Below are 14,319 nucleotides of genomic sequence, written 5' to 3'. Positions count from 1 at the left end.
CGCGACGCAGAAAAAGGACGACCTGCAGATCCCGGTTGATCGGCAAATCTGTGCATTTTCGGGAAATACTCCAAGAAGAGTCGTTGACTGTCACGAAGTGACTCGTTACATTCTTACTTTCCCGCGTGGCATGCGGGCTTAGCGATATGGAAGGCCCTCGGGTCGGCGGTCGTTTCGAAGGGAACAACGCGTGGCGGGCATCAGTAATGAACGGATACGCATCCGCATGGAAGCGTATGACCACACCATCCTTGACCAGTCGGCGAAGGATATTGTCGACACCGCCAAGCGGACTGAGGCGATCGTCCACGGGCCGATCCCCCTACCTACCCGCATCGAGCGCTACACGGTGCTCCGAAGCCCGCACATCGACAAGAAGTCGCGTGAGCAGTTCGAGATCCGGACGCACAAGCGACTGATCGACATCGTGCAGCCGACGAACAAGACCATCGACGCGCTGAACAAGCTGAGCCTGCCCGCGGGCGTGGACATCAAAATCAAGGCCGGTCCCTCCGGGGGCTGATCGCTCGCCATCGACCCATGCCCGGCCGACGGGCCATGTCGAAGCGACCCTGGGCCGCTCGGGGGGTGCCATACCTCCCGTGCGTTCGTCCCGGAAATCGAAGACGAAAATTTGGGGTTCGTATACCGAACCGCGGCCACCGGCAATCGGGGTGGCGGGACGGTGTCGCACTCTCGGTGAAAAAACACTACGACAGACAGACCAGTTCGCCGGGCGGCGGCAACGAACCCGAGCGGGATGGGACGGACTGACGACGGAGTTTGCGTGATGCGCGTGGGATTGCTCGGCCGCAAAGTCGGCATGACCCAGATTTACGAGGCCGACGGCACGGCCGTCCCGATCACGGTCCTGGAATGCGGCCCGTGCACGGTGCTGCAAGTCCGGACCGAGGAACGCGACGGCTATCATGCGCTGCAACTCGGCTACGCCGATAAGAAGCGCAAGAACGCGACCCAGGCGGCCCGTGGCCATGCCCGGAAGGTCGATGCCGAGCCGAAACGCTACATCCGAGAGATCCGCCAGGAAGGCCCGACCGAGGTCGCCGAAGGGCAGACCCTGACGGTCGAGGTCTTCAACGAGATCGGCCGGGTCGACGTCATCGGGACCAGCAAAGGCCGTGGCTTCTCGGGCGTGATGAAGCGGCACGGGTTCAAGGGCCTCCGGGCGACGCACGGTGTCAAGCGTATGCACCGTCACCCCGGTTCGTCCGGTCCCAGTGCCGACCCCGCCCACACCCGCAAGGGGATCCGCAAGCCGGGCCAGTACGGCAACGCGCAGATCACCGTGCGGAACCTCAAGGTCGTCCGCGTCGACCTCGCGAACAACCTGATCTTGGTCCGGGGCGCGGTACCCGGCCCGAACGGCGGCTTCCTGACCGTTCGACAGACGAACAAAGTCTGATATCAAGGGAAGAGACTCACCACAAAGGCACAACGACACAAAGGGAAAAGAAGATAGCAGATCAAGATCTTCGTATCTTTGATGCTTTTCTTCGTGCCTTTGTGGGTAAGAATCTGGATCTAACGACATGCTGACCGTACCCGTTTACAACCCCGCCGGCGAGAAGGTCGGCGAGGAGTCGATCGACCCGGCCGATTTCGGCGGGCAGGTCAACAAGCAGTTGCTGCACGAGGTCGTGCTGATGCACCTGGCCAACCGGCGGGTGGGCACGGTGAACACCCGCGGCCGGGCCGACGTCGCCGGCTCGGGGAAGAAGCTGTTCCGCCAGAAGGGGACGGGCAACGCCCGTGCCGGTGCCAAGCGGACCAACAAGCGGGTCGGCGGCGGTATGGCCTTCGCCCGCCGGAACCGCGACTACCGCTACGCACTGCCGAAGCGCTCGATCCGGGCCGCAATCCGGATGGCCCTCCTGTCGAAGTTCCAGGACGGCCAGGCGATCGTGCTCGACGGCCTGTCGCTGACGACCCCCAAGACGAAGGTGGTCGTCCAGGCCCTCAAGGCGATCCGTCGCCCCGACCTCACCGAGGCCGAGTCGACCGAGGCCGTCGGCGAGACGAAGGGAAAGGTGCTGTCGCGGACCCTCGACCACCGGTCGATCCTCATCGGGCTCCCGACGCACGACCCGGTCTTCTACCAGAGCGCCCGGAACATCGAAGGCGTCCAGGTCGCCCCGGTTGCCGACTTCAACACGTATGACATTCTCAAGCAGCGTTACCTGTTGCTGACTCGCGAGGCGCTGGCGGCGCTGAAGGATCGCGTCAAGGAAAAGCCGGCCCGCCGCCCGGCCCAGAACGCCGCCGCCTCGTCGGCCGCCTCGGAGGGTTGAGTCCATGGTCACGCTCCGTCGTCCGCCCCAATATCAGCGTCGCGGCCCCGTTCTGGAGCCGTACCAGGTGGTCCTCCGCCCGCTGATCACCGAGAAGGCCACGCACCTCTCGGAACGGCACAACGCCTACACGTTCGAGGTCAACCCGCTCGCCACCAAGACCGAGGTCAAGCTGGCGGTCGAGGCCCTCTTCAACGTCAAGGTCGCCGACGTCCGGACCCAGAACCGTCGCGGCAAGATGCGCCGCCACCGCCTCAAGTCGGGCCGGATGCGGAACTGGAAGAAGGCGATCGTCGCCCTCCACGAAGACTATCGAATTGACTTCTATTGATCGTTTGTGCGGGACCGTCGCCGGGCCCGGGTCTCCTCCTCGAGGGGCCGGACCCGGGGGGCCGTCGCGGTGACCACCGCCGGCCGTCGAGCCCCGAAGTGATGATGCTTGCGAAGGCCCGGGGCCGCCGGCCTGTCCGTCTGCTGAGCCGGGTCCCGCGAGTTGCACGGGAATATCGATAACGAGACCGGGCCGCATCGGCCCAGCGAAGGACGCGACCCCGATGGGTATCCGCTACTACAAACCAACCAGCCCCGGGCGCCGAAACGCCTCGGTCAGCGACTTCTCGGAGCTGACCGATAAGAACAAGAAGCCCGAAAAGAGCCTGACCGAACCGCTCAAGAAGACCGGCGGCCGGAACAACCAGGGGTTCATCACCGCGCGACATCGCGGCGGCGGCCACAAGCGGATGTACCGGATCATCGACTTCCGGCGCAACGACCACGACGGCATCCCGGCGCAGGTCACTCACATCGAGTATGACCCGAACCGCTCGGCCCGAATCGCGCTCATCCTCTTCCCCGACGGGGTCAAGCGATACATCATCGCCCCCGAGGGCCTGAAGGCGGGCATGACCGTGACCAGCGGCCCGACGGCCGATCCGAAGGTGGGCAACTGCCTGCCGCTGTCGAAGATCCCGACCGGCCTGTCGATCCACAACCTCGAGATGCAGCCCGGCGGCGGCGCCAAGCTCTGCCGCTCGGCGGGCGTCAGCGCGACCCTCACGGCCCGCGAAGGGACGTGGGCCCAGATCACGCTCCCCTCGGGCGAAGTCCGCCGGATCCCGGCCGCCTGCCGCGCCACGATCGGCACGGTGGGTAATTCCGACCATATGAACATTCATCTTGGTAAGGCGGGCCGCTCGCGTTGGCTGGGCCGTCGGCCGCACGTCCGCGGCGTCGCGATGAACCCGGTCGACCACCCGATGGGCGGCGGTGAAGGACGCACCTCGGGCGGCCGTCACCCGTGCTCGCCGACCGGCAAGCTCGCGAAGGGCGGCAAGACTCGTCGCCGTCGCAAGCCCTCGAATTCGGCCATCATCCGCCGTCGCAAGAGCGTCCGGTATGGCCAGTTGAAGCTCTGATCGGCGACTCGCCGCTCGCATCGATTGGGCCGGTCGTCGTCCCGAAAAACGACGACCGGCCTCGCCGTCTGAAGGGATCGGATCCGAACGGATCGGGACCGGCCCCGAATCGATCGAATCATTTAGGGATCCGAACGAGATTCGCCTCTCGCTGTCCGCTTTCGACCTGGAAGGGTCCGGGACCTGATACTTATGGGACGTTCGTTGAAGAAAGGCCCGTACGTCGTCGAGCGGTTGCTCGAGAAGGTGTACCGGGTCGACTCGACCGGCAACCGCGAACCGATCAAGACGTGGGCGCGCGCCTGCACGATCGTGCCCGAGTTCATCGGCAAGAACTTCGCCATCCACAACGGGCGGAACTTCATCAAGCTGTACGTGACCGAGGACATGGTCGGGCACAAGCTTGGCGAGTTCGCGCCGACGCGGACCTTCCGGGGTCACGGCGGTAAGGCCACCAAGGGTGGTCGGAAATAAAACCAATCCGAAGAGCTGAATCCGAAGGAGGCCCCGCCTTCTCTCGGGAGACCGTGTGGGAAATCGGCCATGAGTCCCTCGACTGAATACGTCGCCAAACATCGCTTCGCCCGGATCTCGGTGCGCAAGCTCCGGCCCATCCTCGACCTGGTCCGCGGCAAGTATGCCGACGACGCCATGGACATCATGAAGTACATGCCCCACCGGGGGGCGCGGATGATCGAGCAGGTGCTGAAGAGCGCCATGGCTAATGCCGAAGATCGCGGCATCCGCAACGTCGGCGACCTCGTCGTGGTCGACGCCCGGGGAGATGGGGGCCCGATGTTCAAGCGACTGATGCCGAGGGCCCGCGGCATGGCCTACATGATCCGTCGGCGGAGCGCCCACATCCAGATCGCCCTGACCGACCTGGCGGCCGTCAGCGCCGGCGCCTCGGACCAGGACCAGGACTAACCCAAAGGACGTCGACCCATGGGCCAGAAGGTTCACCCGACCGGCTTTCGGATCGGGATCATGGAGGACTGGCGAAGCCGCTGGTACGCCTCCAAGCACGAATTCAGCGACCTTTTGGTCGAAGACTTCAAGATCCGCAAATTCATCAAGGGTAAGTACAGCTACGCTGGCATCCCCAAGATTGAAATCGAGCGGACCCGCGACGCCGTCACCGTCTTCCTGTCGACCGCCCGCCCGGGCATCATCATCGGCCGCAAAGGGGCCGAGGTTGATCGTCTCAAGGACGAGCTCCAGGAACTGACCGGGCGCCGGATCGAAGTCAAGATCGTCGAGGTCAACCGCCCCGAGATCGACGCGCAGCTCATCAGCGAGGACATCGGCGAGCAGCTCCAGAAGCGCTCGAGCTTCCGTCGCACGATGAAGCGCGCCCTCGAGCAGACCATGGACGGTGGTGCCAAGGGCGTCAAGATTCAGCTTTCGGGCCGCCTCGGGGGCTCCGAGATGTCGCGGACCGAGTCCGCCAACCTCGGCTCGATCCCCCTGAGCACGCTCCGGGCCAAGGTCGACTACGGCTTCTCCGAAGCCAAGACGGCGCAAGGCCACATCGGGATCAAAGTGTGGGTCAACCAAGGCGATTACCTGAAGACGGAGGGCGGCACCGATGCCCATGATGCCCAAGCGGGTCAAGTTCCGAAAAAGCCAAAAAGGCCGCGTAAAAGGTAACGCCACCCGCGGCAATTACGTTGCGTTCGGCGAGTTCGGCCTCCAGTCGCTCGAGCCCGGCAAGATCAGCGCGGCGACCATCGAGGCGGGCCGAGTCGTGGCCAGCCAGGCGGTCAAGGGGGGCGGCAAGCTCTTCATCCGGATCTTCCCGCACAAGAGCATCACCTCGATTCCCGCCGAGACCCGAATGGGTAAGGGTAAAGGTGAGGTCGAGTACTGGGCGGCGATCGTCAAGCCCGGTACGATCTTGTACGAGGTCACCGGCGTGAGCGAAGAAGTCGCCCGTGCGTGCCTGGCGCGGGTCGCCCACAAGCTCCCGGTCTCCTGCCGGTTCGTCACCCGGCGCCCCACGCTGTAACTCGCGACGCCCGGGTGAGCCGGGCCGTCGTCATTCCCTGGTCGTTCGTTCCACCGAGACCGAGTACGAGGCCGATCGCCGGGCGGGCTGAGCCGCCGGCAGGACCGAAACCATGAGCAAGCCCGCCGAACTCCGCGAGCAGACCGACGAACAGTTGGACCTCCTCCTGAAGGAGACCCAGCAGAACCTGTTCCGGCTCCGACTCCAGAGCGAGACCGAACGGCTCGAAGCGCCGAGCGAGATCATCAAGGCGAAGCGCGAGATCGCCCGAATCAAGACGATCCTCCGTCTCCGCGAAATCGATGTCGAACGGTCCGCCGCCGCGGCCTCGACGACCTAATTCGTCCCCACACGAGAACCGGAACCGGTTAACCGCGATGAGCCAACCGACAACCAACCCCGCCGCCCCCGCCCGCAGCCGGCGCAAGACGGAGATCGGGGTCGTGACGTCCGACAAGATGAACAAGACCCGTCGGGTCGAAATCGAGACCTTGTACCCGCACCCCAAGTACGGCAAGCTGCTCCGTCGTCGCACCGTCTGCCACGCGCACGACGAGACGAACCAGTCGCACATCGGCGACCAGGTCGAGATCATGGAGACCCGCCCGCTTTCCAAGCTGAAGCGGTGGCGGATCGTCCGGATCGTCCGTCAGGGGGCGCAGCAGGCCCTTGCCGGCGAGGGCGAAGCGGCGAAGGCCTCGGTCTGAGTCGGTCGGTCGGACGGTCGGCCCCGGTGATGACCGGGCCGGGCCGGCCGAGCTTCGCGTTCGGTCGGCGGGCCAGTGTGTCGGCAAGGCGGGCGGATCCCGGTGGGCGTCGATCGGATTCACGCCGGAACGCATCTCGGAAGGTTTTCGGCGTGGACCTCACGCCCTCCTAATGATCAGCAGGGTGTCCCATGATTCAAATGCAGACTCGGCTCGACGTGGCCGACAACTCCGGGGCCAAAGAAGTCATGTGCTTCAAGGTCCTCGGCGGTAGCGCCTCGCATTACAAGCGTCGCACGGCGGGGCTCGGCGACGTGATCATCGCCAGCGTGAAGAAGGCGTCCCCCGGCGGCGACGTGAAGGCCGGCGACGTGGTCCGTTGCGTCGTCGTCCGCGTCCGCAACTCGACCCGACGAATCGACGGCTCCTACGTCAAGTTCGACCGCAACGCCGTCGTCCTGATCGACAACGAGCGGAACCCGCGCGGCACCCGCATCTTCGGCGCCATCGCCCGCGAGCTCCGCGACCGCCAGTACATGAAGATCATCAGCCTGGCCTCCGAGGTGGTCTGAATTCGGGGAGGACCCGATGCGGCCCGGCCAGGGCCCGCCCCTTCGCGACCGTCGGCGGGGGCCAACCGCCACCCTATTCGCACGTAGAAACGACCATGCATATTCGCAAAGATGATCAGGTCGAGGTGATCACCGGCGACGACAAGGGTTCGCCCTCCGATCGTCGGGTGGCCAAGGTGCTACGCGTCCTCCCCGAGAAGAACAAGATCGTCGTCGAGGGGGTCAACCGGGTCTACAAGCACCTGAAGCCGAGCGCCAAGAACCAGCAGGGCGGGCGGCTCTCCAAGGAGATGCCGATCGCCGTCTCGAACGTCATGCTCTTCTGCCCCAGCTGCAAGCGGGGCGTCCGCGTCGGCCATCGGTTCACCGAGGCCGGCCAGAAGCAACGCTTCTGCAAGAAATGCTCGGCAAGTCTGGGCAACGTCGGGCCGGCCAAGCCGGCCCATGCCGAAAAGAAATAAGGATCGATTGAAGGACGACTGGAATGGCTCGCCTGCTCGATCAGTACAATGCGACCATCGCGCCGGCGATGGCCTCCAAGTTCAACCTCGCCAACAAGATGTCGATCCCCAAGCTGGAGAAGATCGTCATCAACATGGGCGTCGGCCGGGCGACTCAGGACAAGGCCCTCATGGAAGTGGCCATCGATAGCCTGAGCCGGATCAGCGGACAGAAGCCCCTCGTGACCAAGGCCAAGACCTCGGTCGCCGGCTTCCGCCTCCGCGAAGGCAACGAGATCGGCTGCAAGGTCACCCTCCGCGGGAAGCGGATGTACGAGTTCCTCGACCGACTGATCTCGGTCGCTCTCCCTCGTATTCGTGACTTCCGCGGCGTGAATCCGAACAGCTTCGACGGGCACGGCAACTTCACCCTCGGTCTCGCCGAGCAGGTGGTGTTCCCCGAGATCGACGCCGACCGACTGCAGCACACGCAAGGCATGGACATCACGATCGTCGTGAAGAACGCCAACGATGACCAGTCCCGCGAACTGCTCAAGTCGTTCGGCATGCCCTATCGTCAGCCGCAGCAGAAGTCTCGTTGAACCGACCGGCGAGGGACGACGACCCCTGTCCTTCGGCCGAGAGGCCCGAGGCCGAGTTTGAGCCCTCCCTAATCTCCCAGGTGACGGTGAACCAGCGATGTCGACCAAAGCCCAGATGATCAAGTCGCAGACCCCTCGCAAGTTTGCGGTCCAGCACCGCAACCGTTGCAAGCTCTGCGGCCGACCCCGCGCCGTCTATCGCAAGTTCGGCATCTGCCGGATCTGCTTCCGGAGCCTCGCCCTCAAGGGCCTGATCCCGGGCGTCAAGAAGGCCAGTTGGTAAGTGAGTCTCCTGCCCTCGGGTGTCGTCCCGAGGTGCGTCCGCCTCGTTCGATCAATGCCCCGCCGCGCCGACGCGGCCCTTCCCGGCGAGCCCATCCTGCCGGGTCGAGGCGCGTTACCCGCGACGGTTGACGGGAATCGTTCCTGCCATGATGACCGACCCGATTGCTGATATGCTCACCCGGATCCGCAACGCCGTGCGGATCGAGCGCCCGCTGGTCGACCTGCCCAGCTCGAACCTCCGCCGGGGCGTCGCCCAGGTGTTGAAGGACGAGGGGTATATTTGGGACTTCGAGGAAGTCGACACCGTCCCCTCCAAGACCCTCCGCCTGCACATGAAGTACGGCCCCAACGGCGAGCGGCTGATCACGCGGATCGACCGCGTGAGCAAGCCCGGCCGCCGGGTCTACAGCGGGTACAAGGACCTCCGGCCCGTCCTCGGCGGAATGGGGATCCAGATCCTGAGCACCCCCAAGGGCGTGATCAGCGACCGACGCGCCCGGGCCGAGAAGGTCGGCGGGGAAGTCCTCGCCTTGATCCACTAAGATCCCGGCCGTCGTCGTTGAAACGAACACATCGAGTCACTCGCACCGCGGCGGTGAGGTCTCCCGGATCCCCCGTGGGTGCCCCTTGAGCGAGAGGATCGTGGTCCCATGTCCCGGATCGGACGCAAGCCGGTGCCCGTGCCGGCCAACGTGAAAGTGTCGGTCGCCGACTCGACCATCAGCGTCGAAGGCCCGAAAGGTAAGCTGTCGTTCACGTATCGACCCGAGGTCGGCGTGACTCTTGATGACGCGGGCAAGCAGGTCGTCGTGACCCGCGTCGACGACGAACGAGAGAGCCGGGCATTGCACGGGCTGACCCGCAGCCTCGTGGCCAACATGGTCGAGGGCGTCGCGACCGGCTACGTCAAGAAGCTGGAAATCGTCGGCGTCGGCTACCAGGCCCAGTTGAAGAAGGCCAACACCGTGGCCCTCCAGGTCGGCTTCGCCAACCAGATCGTGCTCGAGGCCCCCACGGGCGTCAGCGTCGTCGTCGTCGACCCGACGCACATCACGATCAGCGGCGCCGACAAGCAGGCGGTCGGGCAGTTCGCCGCCGTCGTCCGCAAGGTCCGCCCGCCCGAGCCCTACAAGGGTAAGGGGATTCGCTACGAGGGCGAAGTCGTCCGCCGAAAGGCCGGTAAGGCCTTCGGCTCGAAGTAACGCGGGCCGCCTGCCGCGGTCTTCCCCCGGGTCGAGCCCTCCGGCTCCCCGGGGGTTCCCGTCGGCGCTCTCGTTTCCGAATCCAACAATGGCCGAGTGTTGAGGGCTGGGCGCCCGGTCGGCATCGGTCGCCCCGAACCCCGAGCCGAGGATATTTTCGTGAATCAGCGCAAACTTGTCCAGGTGAGGCGGCTTCGCCGCCAGCGGCACGTCCGCAAGAGACTTTTCGGCACCGTCGAGCGGCCCCGATTGGCCGTCTTCCGGAGCTCGAAGCACATCTACGCGCAGGTGATCAACGACAGCACCGGGACGACCTTGGCCTCGGCCAGCACGCTCGACCCGGAGATCAAGACTGAGCTGGCGTACGGCGGCAACAAGGCGGCGGCCACGTTGGTGGGGCGCAAGGTGGCCGAGCGGGCCAAGCAGGCCGGTATTGACAAGATTTGTTTCGACCGCCGAAGCTACAAATATCATGGCCGGGTCCAGGCCCTGGCCGATGCCGCCCGCGAGGCGGGTCTGGAATTCTAAAAGGAGCCCGCCATGTCGAGCGATAGTCGAGAACGAGGCGAATGGACCGAGAGCGTGGTGGCGATCCGCCGCTGCGCCGCGGTAGTCAAGGGTGGTCGCCGCTTCAGCTTCAATGCCCTTGTGGTCGTCGGGAATGGCCGGGGCCAGGTGGCCTGGGGCTACGGCAAGGCCAACGAGGTGCCCCCCGCCGTCGAGAAGGGCGTCAAGGACGCCCACAAGCAGATGAACCGGGTCAACCTCCGCGGTGGCACGATCCCGCACCGCGTGATCGGTCGCTTCGGTGCCGCCCGCGTCGTGATGCTCTCCGCCAGCCCGGGTACCGGCGTCATCGCCGGCGGTGCCGTCCGTTCGGTCGTGCAGGCCGCCGGGATCACCGACATCCTGACCAAGAGCTACGGCTCGACCAACAAGCTGAACTTGGTCAAGGCGGCGATCAATGCCCTGACCCAACTGCGGACCAAGGAAGAAGTGGCTCGCCTCCGGGGAGTCTCCCTCTAATGCAACTCCACGACGTCCACCAAGGCATTCACAAGCGGAAGAAGCGCAAGCGCGTCGGCCGCGGTATCGGCTCGGGTCACGGCAAGACCTCGAGCAAGGGGCACAAGGGCCACTCGTCCCGTCAGGGCTTCAAGCAAAGCGCCCTGTTCGAGGGCGGCCAGATGCCCCTCGCCCGCCGCGTCCCGAAGCGTGGCTTCTTCAACGGCTACTTCAAGAAAGACTTCGCGATCGTCAACATCGCGTCGCTGGACGCCTGCTACGACGCGGGTGCCGTCATCGACGAGGCCGCCTTGCGGGCCCGCGGGCTCGTCAAGGGGCGTCACGACGATGGCATCAAGATCCTCGGCGAGGGCGAGGTGACCAAGGCCTTCACCGTCCACGCCACCAAGTTCAGCGGATCGGCCGCCGCGAAGATCGCCGCGGCGGGCGGCAGCACGGTCGTTGTCCAATAGAAACGATCCCGGGGTGGGCGCCGGCGCCCACCCTTTTCGTTCGTTCCCCTTGATCGCGACCGAGGAGGCGTCTCGACGTGGGCAAGCTCTATACGATCCTCTTCAAGGTTCCTGAGCTTCAGCGCAAGATCCTGATGACGGCCATGTTCCTGGCCCTCTATCGGGTAGGGTTCTATGTCCCCCTGCCGATCGTCAATCAGGACCAGCTCAAGAACTGGCAGGAACACCAGAGCAGCAACACCGCGGGAAAGATCTTCGGCACCGTCGCCATGTTCGGCGGCACGTCGATCGGCATGAGCACGATCTTCGGCCTCGGGATCATGCCCTACATCTCCGCCTCGATCATTTTCCAGCTCCTCGGGAGCGTGGTCCCATCGCTCGAGGCGATGATGAAGGAGGGGGAGAGCGGCCGTAAGAAGATTAACGAATACACGAGATACGCAACGGTACTCTTATGCGCGGTACAGAGCGCATTCTGGGTCCAGTACATGATGAGTCCCCAGATGGGGGTCGTGCTACCACAGCACCAAAACTTCTGGGATGGGCTCGTGTGCGTCTGCATCATGACGGCGGGGACCGTCTTCCTGATGTGGATCGGCGAGCAGATTGACGAGTACGGGATCGGCAACGGGATCAGCCTCCTGATCATGGCCGGGATCCTGGCCCGGATGCCGCTGGCCCTCCGCGACCTCGCCGTGAATGCGACCCCTCGGCTCACCGCCGACGCCGGCAAGTATCCGATCACCACGATCGTCATGCTCCTGGCCCTGTTCATCGCGGTGGTCGTCGGGGTTATCGCGATCACCGAGAGTCAGCGGCGGATCCCGACCCAGTCGGCGAAGCACGTCCGGGGCCGTCGGGTCTTCGGTGGGACTCGCCAGTATCTTCCCTTGAAGGTGAACCAGGCGGGCGTGATGCCGATCATCTTCGCCTCGAGCCTGCTCATCTTCCCCTCTTTCATCCTGAACGGGCTCTCGCGGGCCACGGCGGGGTGGCGTACCGACTCGTGGAACGTCTGGTCGGCCGTCGCCGCCTTGATCCAAGAGACGGCCGACGCGTTCCAGAAGCAAAGCTATGTCTACACGCTGTTCTACATCGTCTTGATCTACTTCTTCTGCTACTTCTGGACGGCCATCACCTTCAACCCGAAGGACATGGCCGAGAACCTGAAGGACTACGGCAGCTTCATCCCCGGGTATCGCCCGGGCCGGCGGACGGCCGACTACCTCGAGAAGGTGATGCTGCGGATCACCTACGTCGGGGCGGCGTTCCTCAGCCTCGTGGCGGTCATCCCCTCCGTCGTCCAGAACGCCTTGATGGTCGACTACACGATCGCGGCGTTCATGGGGGGTACAGGCCTCCTGATCGTGATCAGCGTTTGTCTCGACCTCGTCCAGAAGATCGACAGCCACTTGATCATGAGGAACTACGGTGGCCTCGTGAGCAAGCGTTGATTCGATAGGACCGCGCGGAGCGGGCCACGTCCGGGACCTGGTTCCCGGCTGGCCCCTTCCGTTCGAGTCTCTGGTGGGTTAAGACCAGGGCGTTGTGGGTTGAATTTCAAGTAGGTGTTCCGCGGTTCGAGCGGACAGGTTCGAAACGAAGCGAAACGTGATCAAGCTGAAAAGCCCCCGCGAGATCGGCCTGATGCGTGAGGCGGGTCGGGTCGTCGCCAAGGCGTTGGACCGAGTCCGCTCGCTCGCGGTGCCGGGCGTGACGACGGCAGATCTGGATGAGGCGGTGGCCGCGATCTTCCTCGAGCACGGCGCGACGCCTCTGTTCAAGGGTTATCCGAGCTCGGTCAAGGGGAAGTCTCCTTTCCCGGCCGTTATCTGCGCGAGCGTGAACGAACAGGTGGTCCACGGCATCCCGAATCGCCGCCCCCTCCGCGAAGGTGATGTGGTGTCGATCGACACGGGGTGCAAGGTCAACGGCTGGTGCGGCGACGCGGCCGTGACGTTGCCCATCGGCGCGATTCGGCCCGAGGTCCAGAAGCTCCTGGATGTGACCTCGGAGACGCTCAATCTCGCGATCCGGGCCATGGAGCGTTGCTCGCTCTGGTCCGAAGTCGCCAGCCTGATGGAGCGGTACGTCAAGAGCCAGGGGATGTACGTCGTCGAGAAGTTCGTCGGTCACGGGATCGGCCAGGCGATGCACGAGGAGCCCCAGGTTCCGAACTTCGTGAGCAAGGCCCTGCGAAAGAATGACATTCGCCTCGAGCCTGGGATCGTGCTGGCCATCGAGCCCATGGTCTCGCTCGGGACGAAGGACGTGCGGACCCTTGACGATGGCTGGACGGTGGAGACCAAGGACCGTGGCGTTAGTGCCCATTTCGAGCACACCGTCGCGATGACGCCCGATGGTCCACGTGTCCTGACTTATTTGAATGATTAATCGACGGTTCGGAGTTCGGTTCGGTTCCCGGCGGTGGGGAGAAGTTCCCGAGGGAACCCGTTTCGTCCGAAAATCCGGGCTTGCGTGAGTTTGACGGGGCGATTATATTGGCCCAATTCGGCCCGCGTCTGGATGGGATGTTGACGGGGCGACCCGAAGGCTTGGGCCGCCTCGGGGGTTCGTCCCCGCGAAGCTGGGAAAGAGAGCCAGGAGACCGATGAAGATCCGATCCAGCGTCAAGCGGATTTGCGAACACTGCAAGATCGTCCGCCGCCGGGGCAAAGTCTACGTCATCTGCGAGAATCCCCGCCACAAGCAGCGGCAGGGCTGAGCGCTCGCCGCTCGGAGTCTTGGCCGGCCGTCGGAGACTGACCCTAGCACGTCAACTCACGCCACGCCTTCGCCCCACGGAGATTAGGACGGATGCCTCGTATTCTCGGTGTCGATATCCCGAACGACAAGCGCACGGTGATCTCGCTGCGCTACATTTATGGGATCGGGCCGTTCCTCGCCGAGCAGCTTTGCGAACGGACGGGGATCGACCGCGACAAGCGCGCCCGCGACCTGACGGAAGACGACTTGGCCAAGTTGGCCGCGTTGCTCGACAACGAGTACACGGTCGAAGGTCAACTCCGTCGACAGGTCCAGCAGAGCATCGCCCGGCTGCGTGACATCGGCTGCTACCGCGGTCTTCGTCACCGCAAGGGACTGCCCGTTCACGGCCAGCGAACTCGGACTAATGCCCGGACCCGAAAGGGGCCGCGGAAGACGGTCGCCGGTAAGAAGGGCGTCAAGGAGATGCGCTGATGTCGGGGGACGTTGGCAACCTCGTGGCAACGCGAGGATGTGTCAGCCCGTCCCTTTCGGCATCACGCCTCGCCCGCGGATCCGGCCCCGATGGGGTGGC

General features: G+C 64.6%; 24 protein-coding genes. All 24 read left to right on the top strand.

Annotated elements, in window-relative coordinates; genetic code table 11:
- The first annotated feature begins 190 nt into the window (after positions 1–190).
- Entirely contained in the window at positions 191–523 is a 333-nt protein-coding gene (gene rpsJ, locus ACYOEI_RS27510; RefSeq protein WP_462852853.1) for a 30S ribosomal protein S10, read from the top strand.
- 267 nt (positions 524–790) lie between these two features.
- Positions 791–1,423, top strand: coding sequence for a 50S ribosomal protein L3 (gene rplC / locus ACYOEI_RS27505; protein ID WP_462852852.1), 633 nt, complete (start codon positions 791–793; stop codon positions 1,421–1,423).
- A 127-nt stretch (positions 1,424–1,550) separates the two neighbouring features.
- On the top strand, positions 1,551–2,309 hold the full coding sequence (rplD, locus tag ACYOEI_RS27500) for a 50S ribosomal protein L4 (RefSeq protein ID WP_462852850.1): 759 nt from the start codon (positions 1,551–1,553) through the stop codon (positions 2,307–2,309).
- A gap of 4 nt (positions 2,310–2,313) precedes the next feature.
- Complete coding sequence (rplW, locus tag ACYOEI_RS27495) at positions 2,314–2,640, top strand: 50S ribosomal protein L23 (protein ID WP_462852849.1); 327 nt, start codon at positions 2,314–2,316, stop codon at positions 2,638–2,640.
- Between the two features lie 223 nt (positions 2,641–2,863).
- Positions 2,864–3,724, top strand: a complete 861-nt coding sequence (gene rplB / locus ACYOEI_RS27490) for a 50S ribosomal protein L2 (protein ID WP_462852848.1) — start codon at positions 2,864–2,866, stop codon at positions 3,722–3,724.
- A gap of 192 nt (positions 3,725–3,916) precedes the next feature.
- Entirely contained in the window at positions 3,917–4,198 is a 282-nt protein-coding gene (gene rpsS, locus ACYOEI_RS27485) for a 30S ribosomal protein S19 (RefSeq protein ID WP_462852847.1), read from the top strand.
- 69 nt (positions 4,199–4,267) lie between these two features.
- Entirely contained in the window at positions 4,268–4,651 is a 384-nt protein-coding gene (rplV, locus tag ACYOEI_RS27480; RefSeq protein WP_462852846.1) for a 50S ribosomal protein L22, read from the top strand.
- 18 nt (positions 4,652–4,669) lie between these two features.
- A complete protein-coding gene (gene rpsC, locus ACYOEI_RS27475; RefSeq protein ID WP_462852845.1) occupies positions 4,670–5,374 on the top strand; it encodes a 30S ribosomal protein S3 in 705 nt (234 codons plus the stop codon).
- Entirely contained in the window at positions 5,313–5,732 is a 420-nt protein-coding gene (rplP, locus tag ACYOEI_RS27470; RefSeq protein WP_462852844.1) for a 50S ribosomal protein L16, read from the top strand. Before rpsC ends, rplP begins: the two co-directional genes overlap by 62 nt.
- Positions 5,733–5,844: 112 nt before the next feature.
- Positions 5,845–6,072: a 50S ribosomal protein L29 gene (gene rpmC / locus ACYOEI_RS27465; protein ID WP_462852843.1), complete on the top strand. Its 228-nt coding sequence runs from the start codon at positions 5,845–5,847 to the stop codon at positions 6,070–6,072.
- Between the two features lie 37 nt (positions 6,073–6,109).
- Positions 6,110–6,439, top strand: coding sequence for a 30S ribosomal protein S17 (rpsQ, locus tag ACYOEI_RS27460; RefSeq protein WP_462852842.1), 330 nt, complete (start codon positions 6,110–6,112; stop codon positions 6,437–6,439).
- 191 nt (positions 6,440–6,630) lie between these two features.
- A complete protein-coding gene (gene rplN / locus ACYOEI_RS27455; protein WP_462852841.1) occupies positions 6,631–7,011 on the top strand; it encodes a 50S ribosomal protein L14 in 381 nt (126 codons plus the stop codon).
- A gap of 95 nt (positions 7,012–7,106) precedes the next feature.
- A complete protein-coding gene (gene rplX / locus ACYOEI_RS27450) occupies positions 7,107–7,472 on the top strand; it encodes a 50S ribosomal protein L24 (protein WP_462852840.1) in 366 nt (121 codons plus the stop codon).
- Between the two features lie 23 nt (positions 7,473–7,495).
- Complete coding sequence (gene rplE / locus ACYOEI_RS27445; protein WP_462852839.1) at positions 7,496–8,053, top strand: 50S ribosomal protein L5; 558 nt, start codon at positions 7,496–7,498, stop codon at positions 8,051–8,053.
- 97 nt (positions 8,054–8,150) lie between these two features.
- Positions 8,151–8,336, top strand: coding sequence for a type Z 30S ribosomal protein S14 (locus tag ACYOEI_RS27440; protein WP_462852838.1), 186 nt, complete (start codon positions 8,151–8,153; stop codon positions 8,334–8,336).
- A 148-nt stretch (positions 8,337–8,484) separates the two neighbouring features.
- Entirely contained in the window at positions 8,485–8,880 is a 396-nt protein-coding gene (rpsH, locus tag ACYOEI_RS27435; protein ID WP_462852837.1) for a 30S ribosomal protein S8, read from the top strand.
- A gap of 108 nt (positions 8,881–8,988) precedes the next feature.
- Positions 8,989–9,540 (top strand): 50S ribosomal protein L6, encoded by a 552-nt coding sequence (gene rplF / locus ACYOEI_RS27430; RefSeq protein ID WP_462852836.1) that lies wholly within the window; start codon positions 8,989–8,991, stop codon positions 9,538–9,540.
- A gap of 159 nt (positions 9,541–9,699) precedes the next feature.
- Positions 9,700–10,068 (top strand): 50S ribosomal protein L18, encoded by a 369-nt coding sequence (gene rplR / locus ACYOEI_RS27425; RefSeq protein WP_462852835.1) that lies wholly within the window; start codon positions 9,700–9,702, stop codon positions 10,066–10,068.
- Between the two features lie 12 nt (positions 10,069–10,080).
- A complete protein-coding gene (gene rpsE, locus ACYOEI_RS27420) occupies positions 10,081–10,566 on the top strand; it encodes a 30S ribosomal protein S5 (RefSeq protein ID WP_462852834.1) in 486 nt (161 codons plus the stop codon).
- Positions 10,566–11,018, top strand: coding sequence for a 50S ribosomal protein L15 (rplO, locus tag ACYOEI_RS27415; protein WP_462852833.1), 453 nt, complete (start codon positions 10,566–10,568; stop codon positions 11,016–11,018). The genes rpsE and rplO overlap by 1 nt, the downstream gene beginning before the upstream one ends.
- Positions 11,019–11,095: 77 nt before the next feature.
- Entirely contained in the window at positions 11,096–12,472 is a 1,377-nt protein-coding gene (gene secY / locus ACYOEI_RS27410) for a preprotein translocase subunit SecY (protein WP_462852832.1), read from the top strand.
- 157 nt (positions 12,473–12,629) lie between these two features.
- Positions 12,630–13,412 carry a type I methionyl aminopeptidase gene (gene map, locus ACYOEI_RS27405; protein ID WP_462852831.1) on the top strand — a complete coding sequence of 261 codons (783 nt, stop codon included), beginning with the start codon at positions 12,630–12,632 and terminating at the stop codon, positions 13,410–13,412.
- A 217-nt stretch (positions 13,413–13,629) separates the two neighbouring features.
- Positions 13,630–13,743 (top strand): 50S ribosomal protein L36, encoded by a 114-nt coding sequence (gene rpmJ / locus ACYOEI_RS27400; RefSeq protein WP_015244084.1) that lies wholly within the window; start codon positions 13,630–13,632, stop codon positions 13,741–13,743.
- Between the two features lie 92 nt (positions 13,744–13,835).
- Entirely contained in the window at positions 13,836–14,219 is a 384-nt protein-coding gene (gene rpsM / locus ACYOEI_RS27395) for a 30S ribosomal protein S13 (protein ID WP_462852830.1), read from the top strand.
- Positions 14,220–14,319: the final 100 nt, after the last annotated feature.

The organism is Singulisphaera rosea (assembly GCF_054877945.1).
The sequence above is the reverse complement of the archived record's forward strand: the minus strand, read 5'-3'. Positions and strand labels throughout refer to the sequence as shown.

What these genes read in the sequence shown, in the direction of transcription:
- ACYOEI_RS27440 (WP_462852838.1), top strand. Translation starts at nt 8,151, where the DNA reads ATGTCGACCAAAGCCCAGATGATCAAGTCGCAGACCCCTCGCAAGTTT.
- rplP (WP_462852844.1), top strand. Translation starts at nt 5,313, where the DNA reads ATGCCCATGATGCCCAAGCGGGTCAAGTTCCGAAAAAGCCAAAAAGGC.
- rpsM (WP_462852830.1), top strand. Translation starts at nt 13,836, where the DNA reads ATGCCTCGTATTCTCGGTGTCGATATCCCGAACGACAAGCGCACGGTG.
- rpsQ (WP_462852842.1), top strand. Translation starts at nt 6,110, where the DNA reads ATGAGCCAACCGACAACCAACCCCGCCGCCCCCGCCCGCAGCCGGCGC.
- rpmC (WP_462852843.1), top strand. Translation starts at nt 5,845, where the DNA reads ATGAGCAAGCCCGCCGAACTCCGCGAGCAGACCGACGAACAGTTGGAC.
- rplB (WP_462852848.1), top strand. Translation starts at nt 2,864, where the DNA reads ATGGGTATCCGCTACTACAAACCAACCAGCCCCGGGCGCCGAAACGCC.
- rplV (WP_462852846.1), top strand. Translation starts at nt 4,268, where the DNA reads ATGAGTCCCTCGACTGAATACGTCGCCAAACATCGCTTCGCCCGGATC.
- rplF (WP_462852836.1), top strand. Translation starts at nt 8,989, where the DNA reads ATGTCCCGGATCGGACGCAAGCCGGTGCCCGTGCCGGCCAACGTGAAA.
- rplX (WP_462852840.1), top strand. Translation starts at nt 7,107, where the DNA reads ATGCATATTCGCAAAGATGATCAGGTCGAGGTGATCACCGGCGACGAC.
- rplN (WP_462852841.1), top strand. Translation starts at nt 6,631, where the DNA reads ATGATTCAAATGCAGACTCGGCTCGACGTGGCCGACAACTCCGGGGCC.
- rplC (WP_462852852.1), top strand. Translation starts at nt 791, where the DNA reads ATGCGCGTGGGATTGCTCGGCCGCAAAGTCGGCATGACCCAGATTTAC.
- rpsC (WP_462852845.1), top strand. Translation starts at nt 4,670, where the DNA reads ATGGGCCAGAAGGTTCACCCGACCGGCTTTCGGATCGGGATCATGGAG.
- rpsE (WP_462852834.1), top strand. Translation starts at nt 10,081, where the DNA reads ATGTCGAGCGATAGTCGAGAACGAGGCGAATGGACCGAGAGCGTGGTG.
- rplD (WP_462852850.1), top strand. Translation starts at nt 1,551, where the DNA reads ATGCTGACCGTACCCGTTTACAACCCCGCCGGCGAGAAGGTCGGCGAG.
- rplE (WP_462852839.1), top strand. Translation starts at nt 7,496, where the DNA reads ATGGCTCGCCTGCTCGATCAGTACAATGCGACCATCGCGCCGGCGATG.
- rplO (WP_462852833.1), top strand. Translation starts at nt 10,566, where the DNA reads ATGCAACTCCACGACGTCCACCAAGGCATTCACAAGCGGAAGAAGCGC.
- rplW (WP_462852849.1), top strand. Translation starts at nt 2,314, where the DNA reads ATGGTCACGCTCCGTCGTCCGCCCCAATATCAGCGTCGCGGCCCCGTT.
- rpsS (WP_462852847.1), top strand. Translation starts at nt 3,917, where the DNA reads ATGGGACGTTCGTTGAAGAAAGGCCCGTACGTCGTCGAGCGGTTGCTC.
- rpsH (WP_462852837.1), top strand. Translation starts at nt 8,485, where the DNA reads ATGATGACCGACCCGATTGCTGATATGCTCACCCGGATCCGCAACGCC.
- rpmJ (WP_015244084.1), top strand. Translation starts at nt 13,630, where the DNA reads ATGAAGATCCGATCCAGCGTCAAGCGGATTTGCGAACACTGCAAGATC.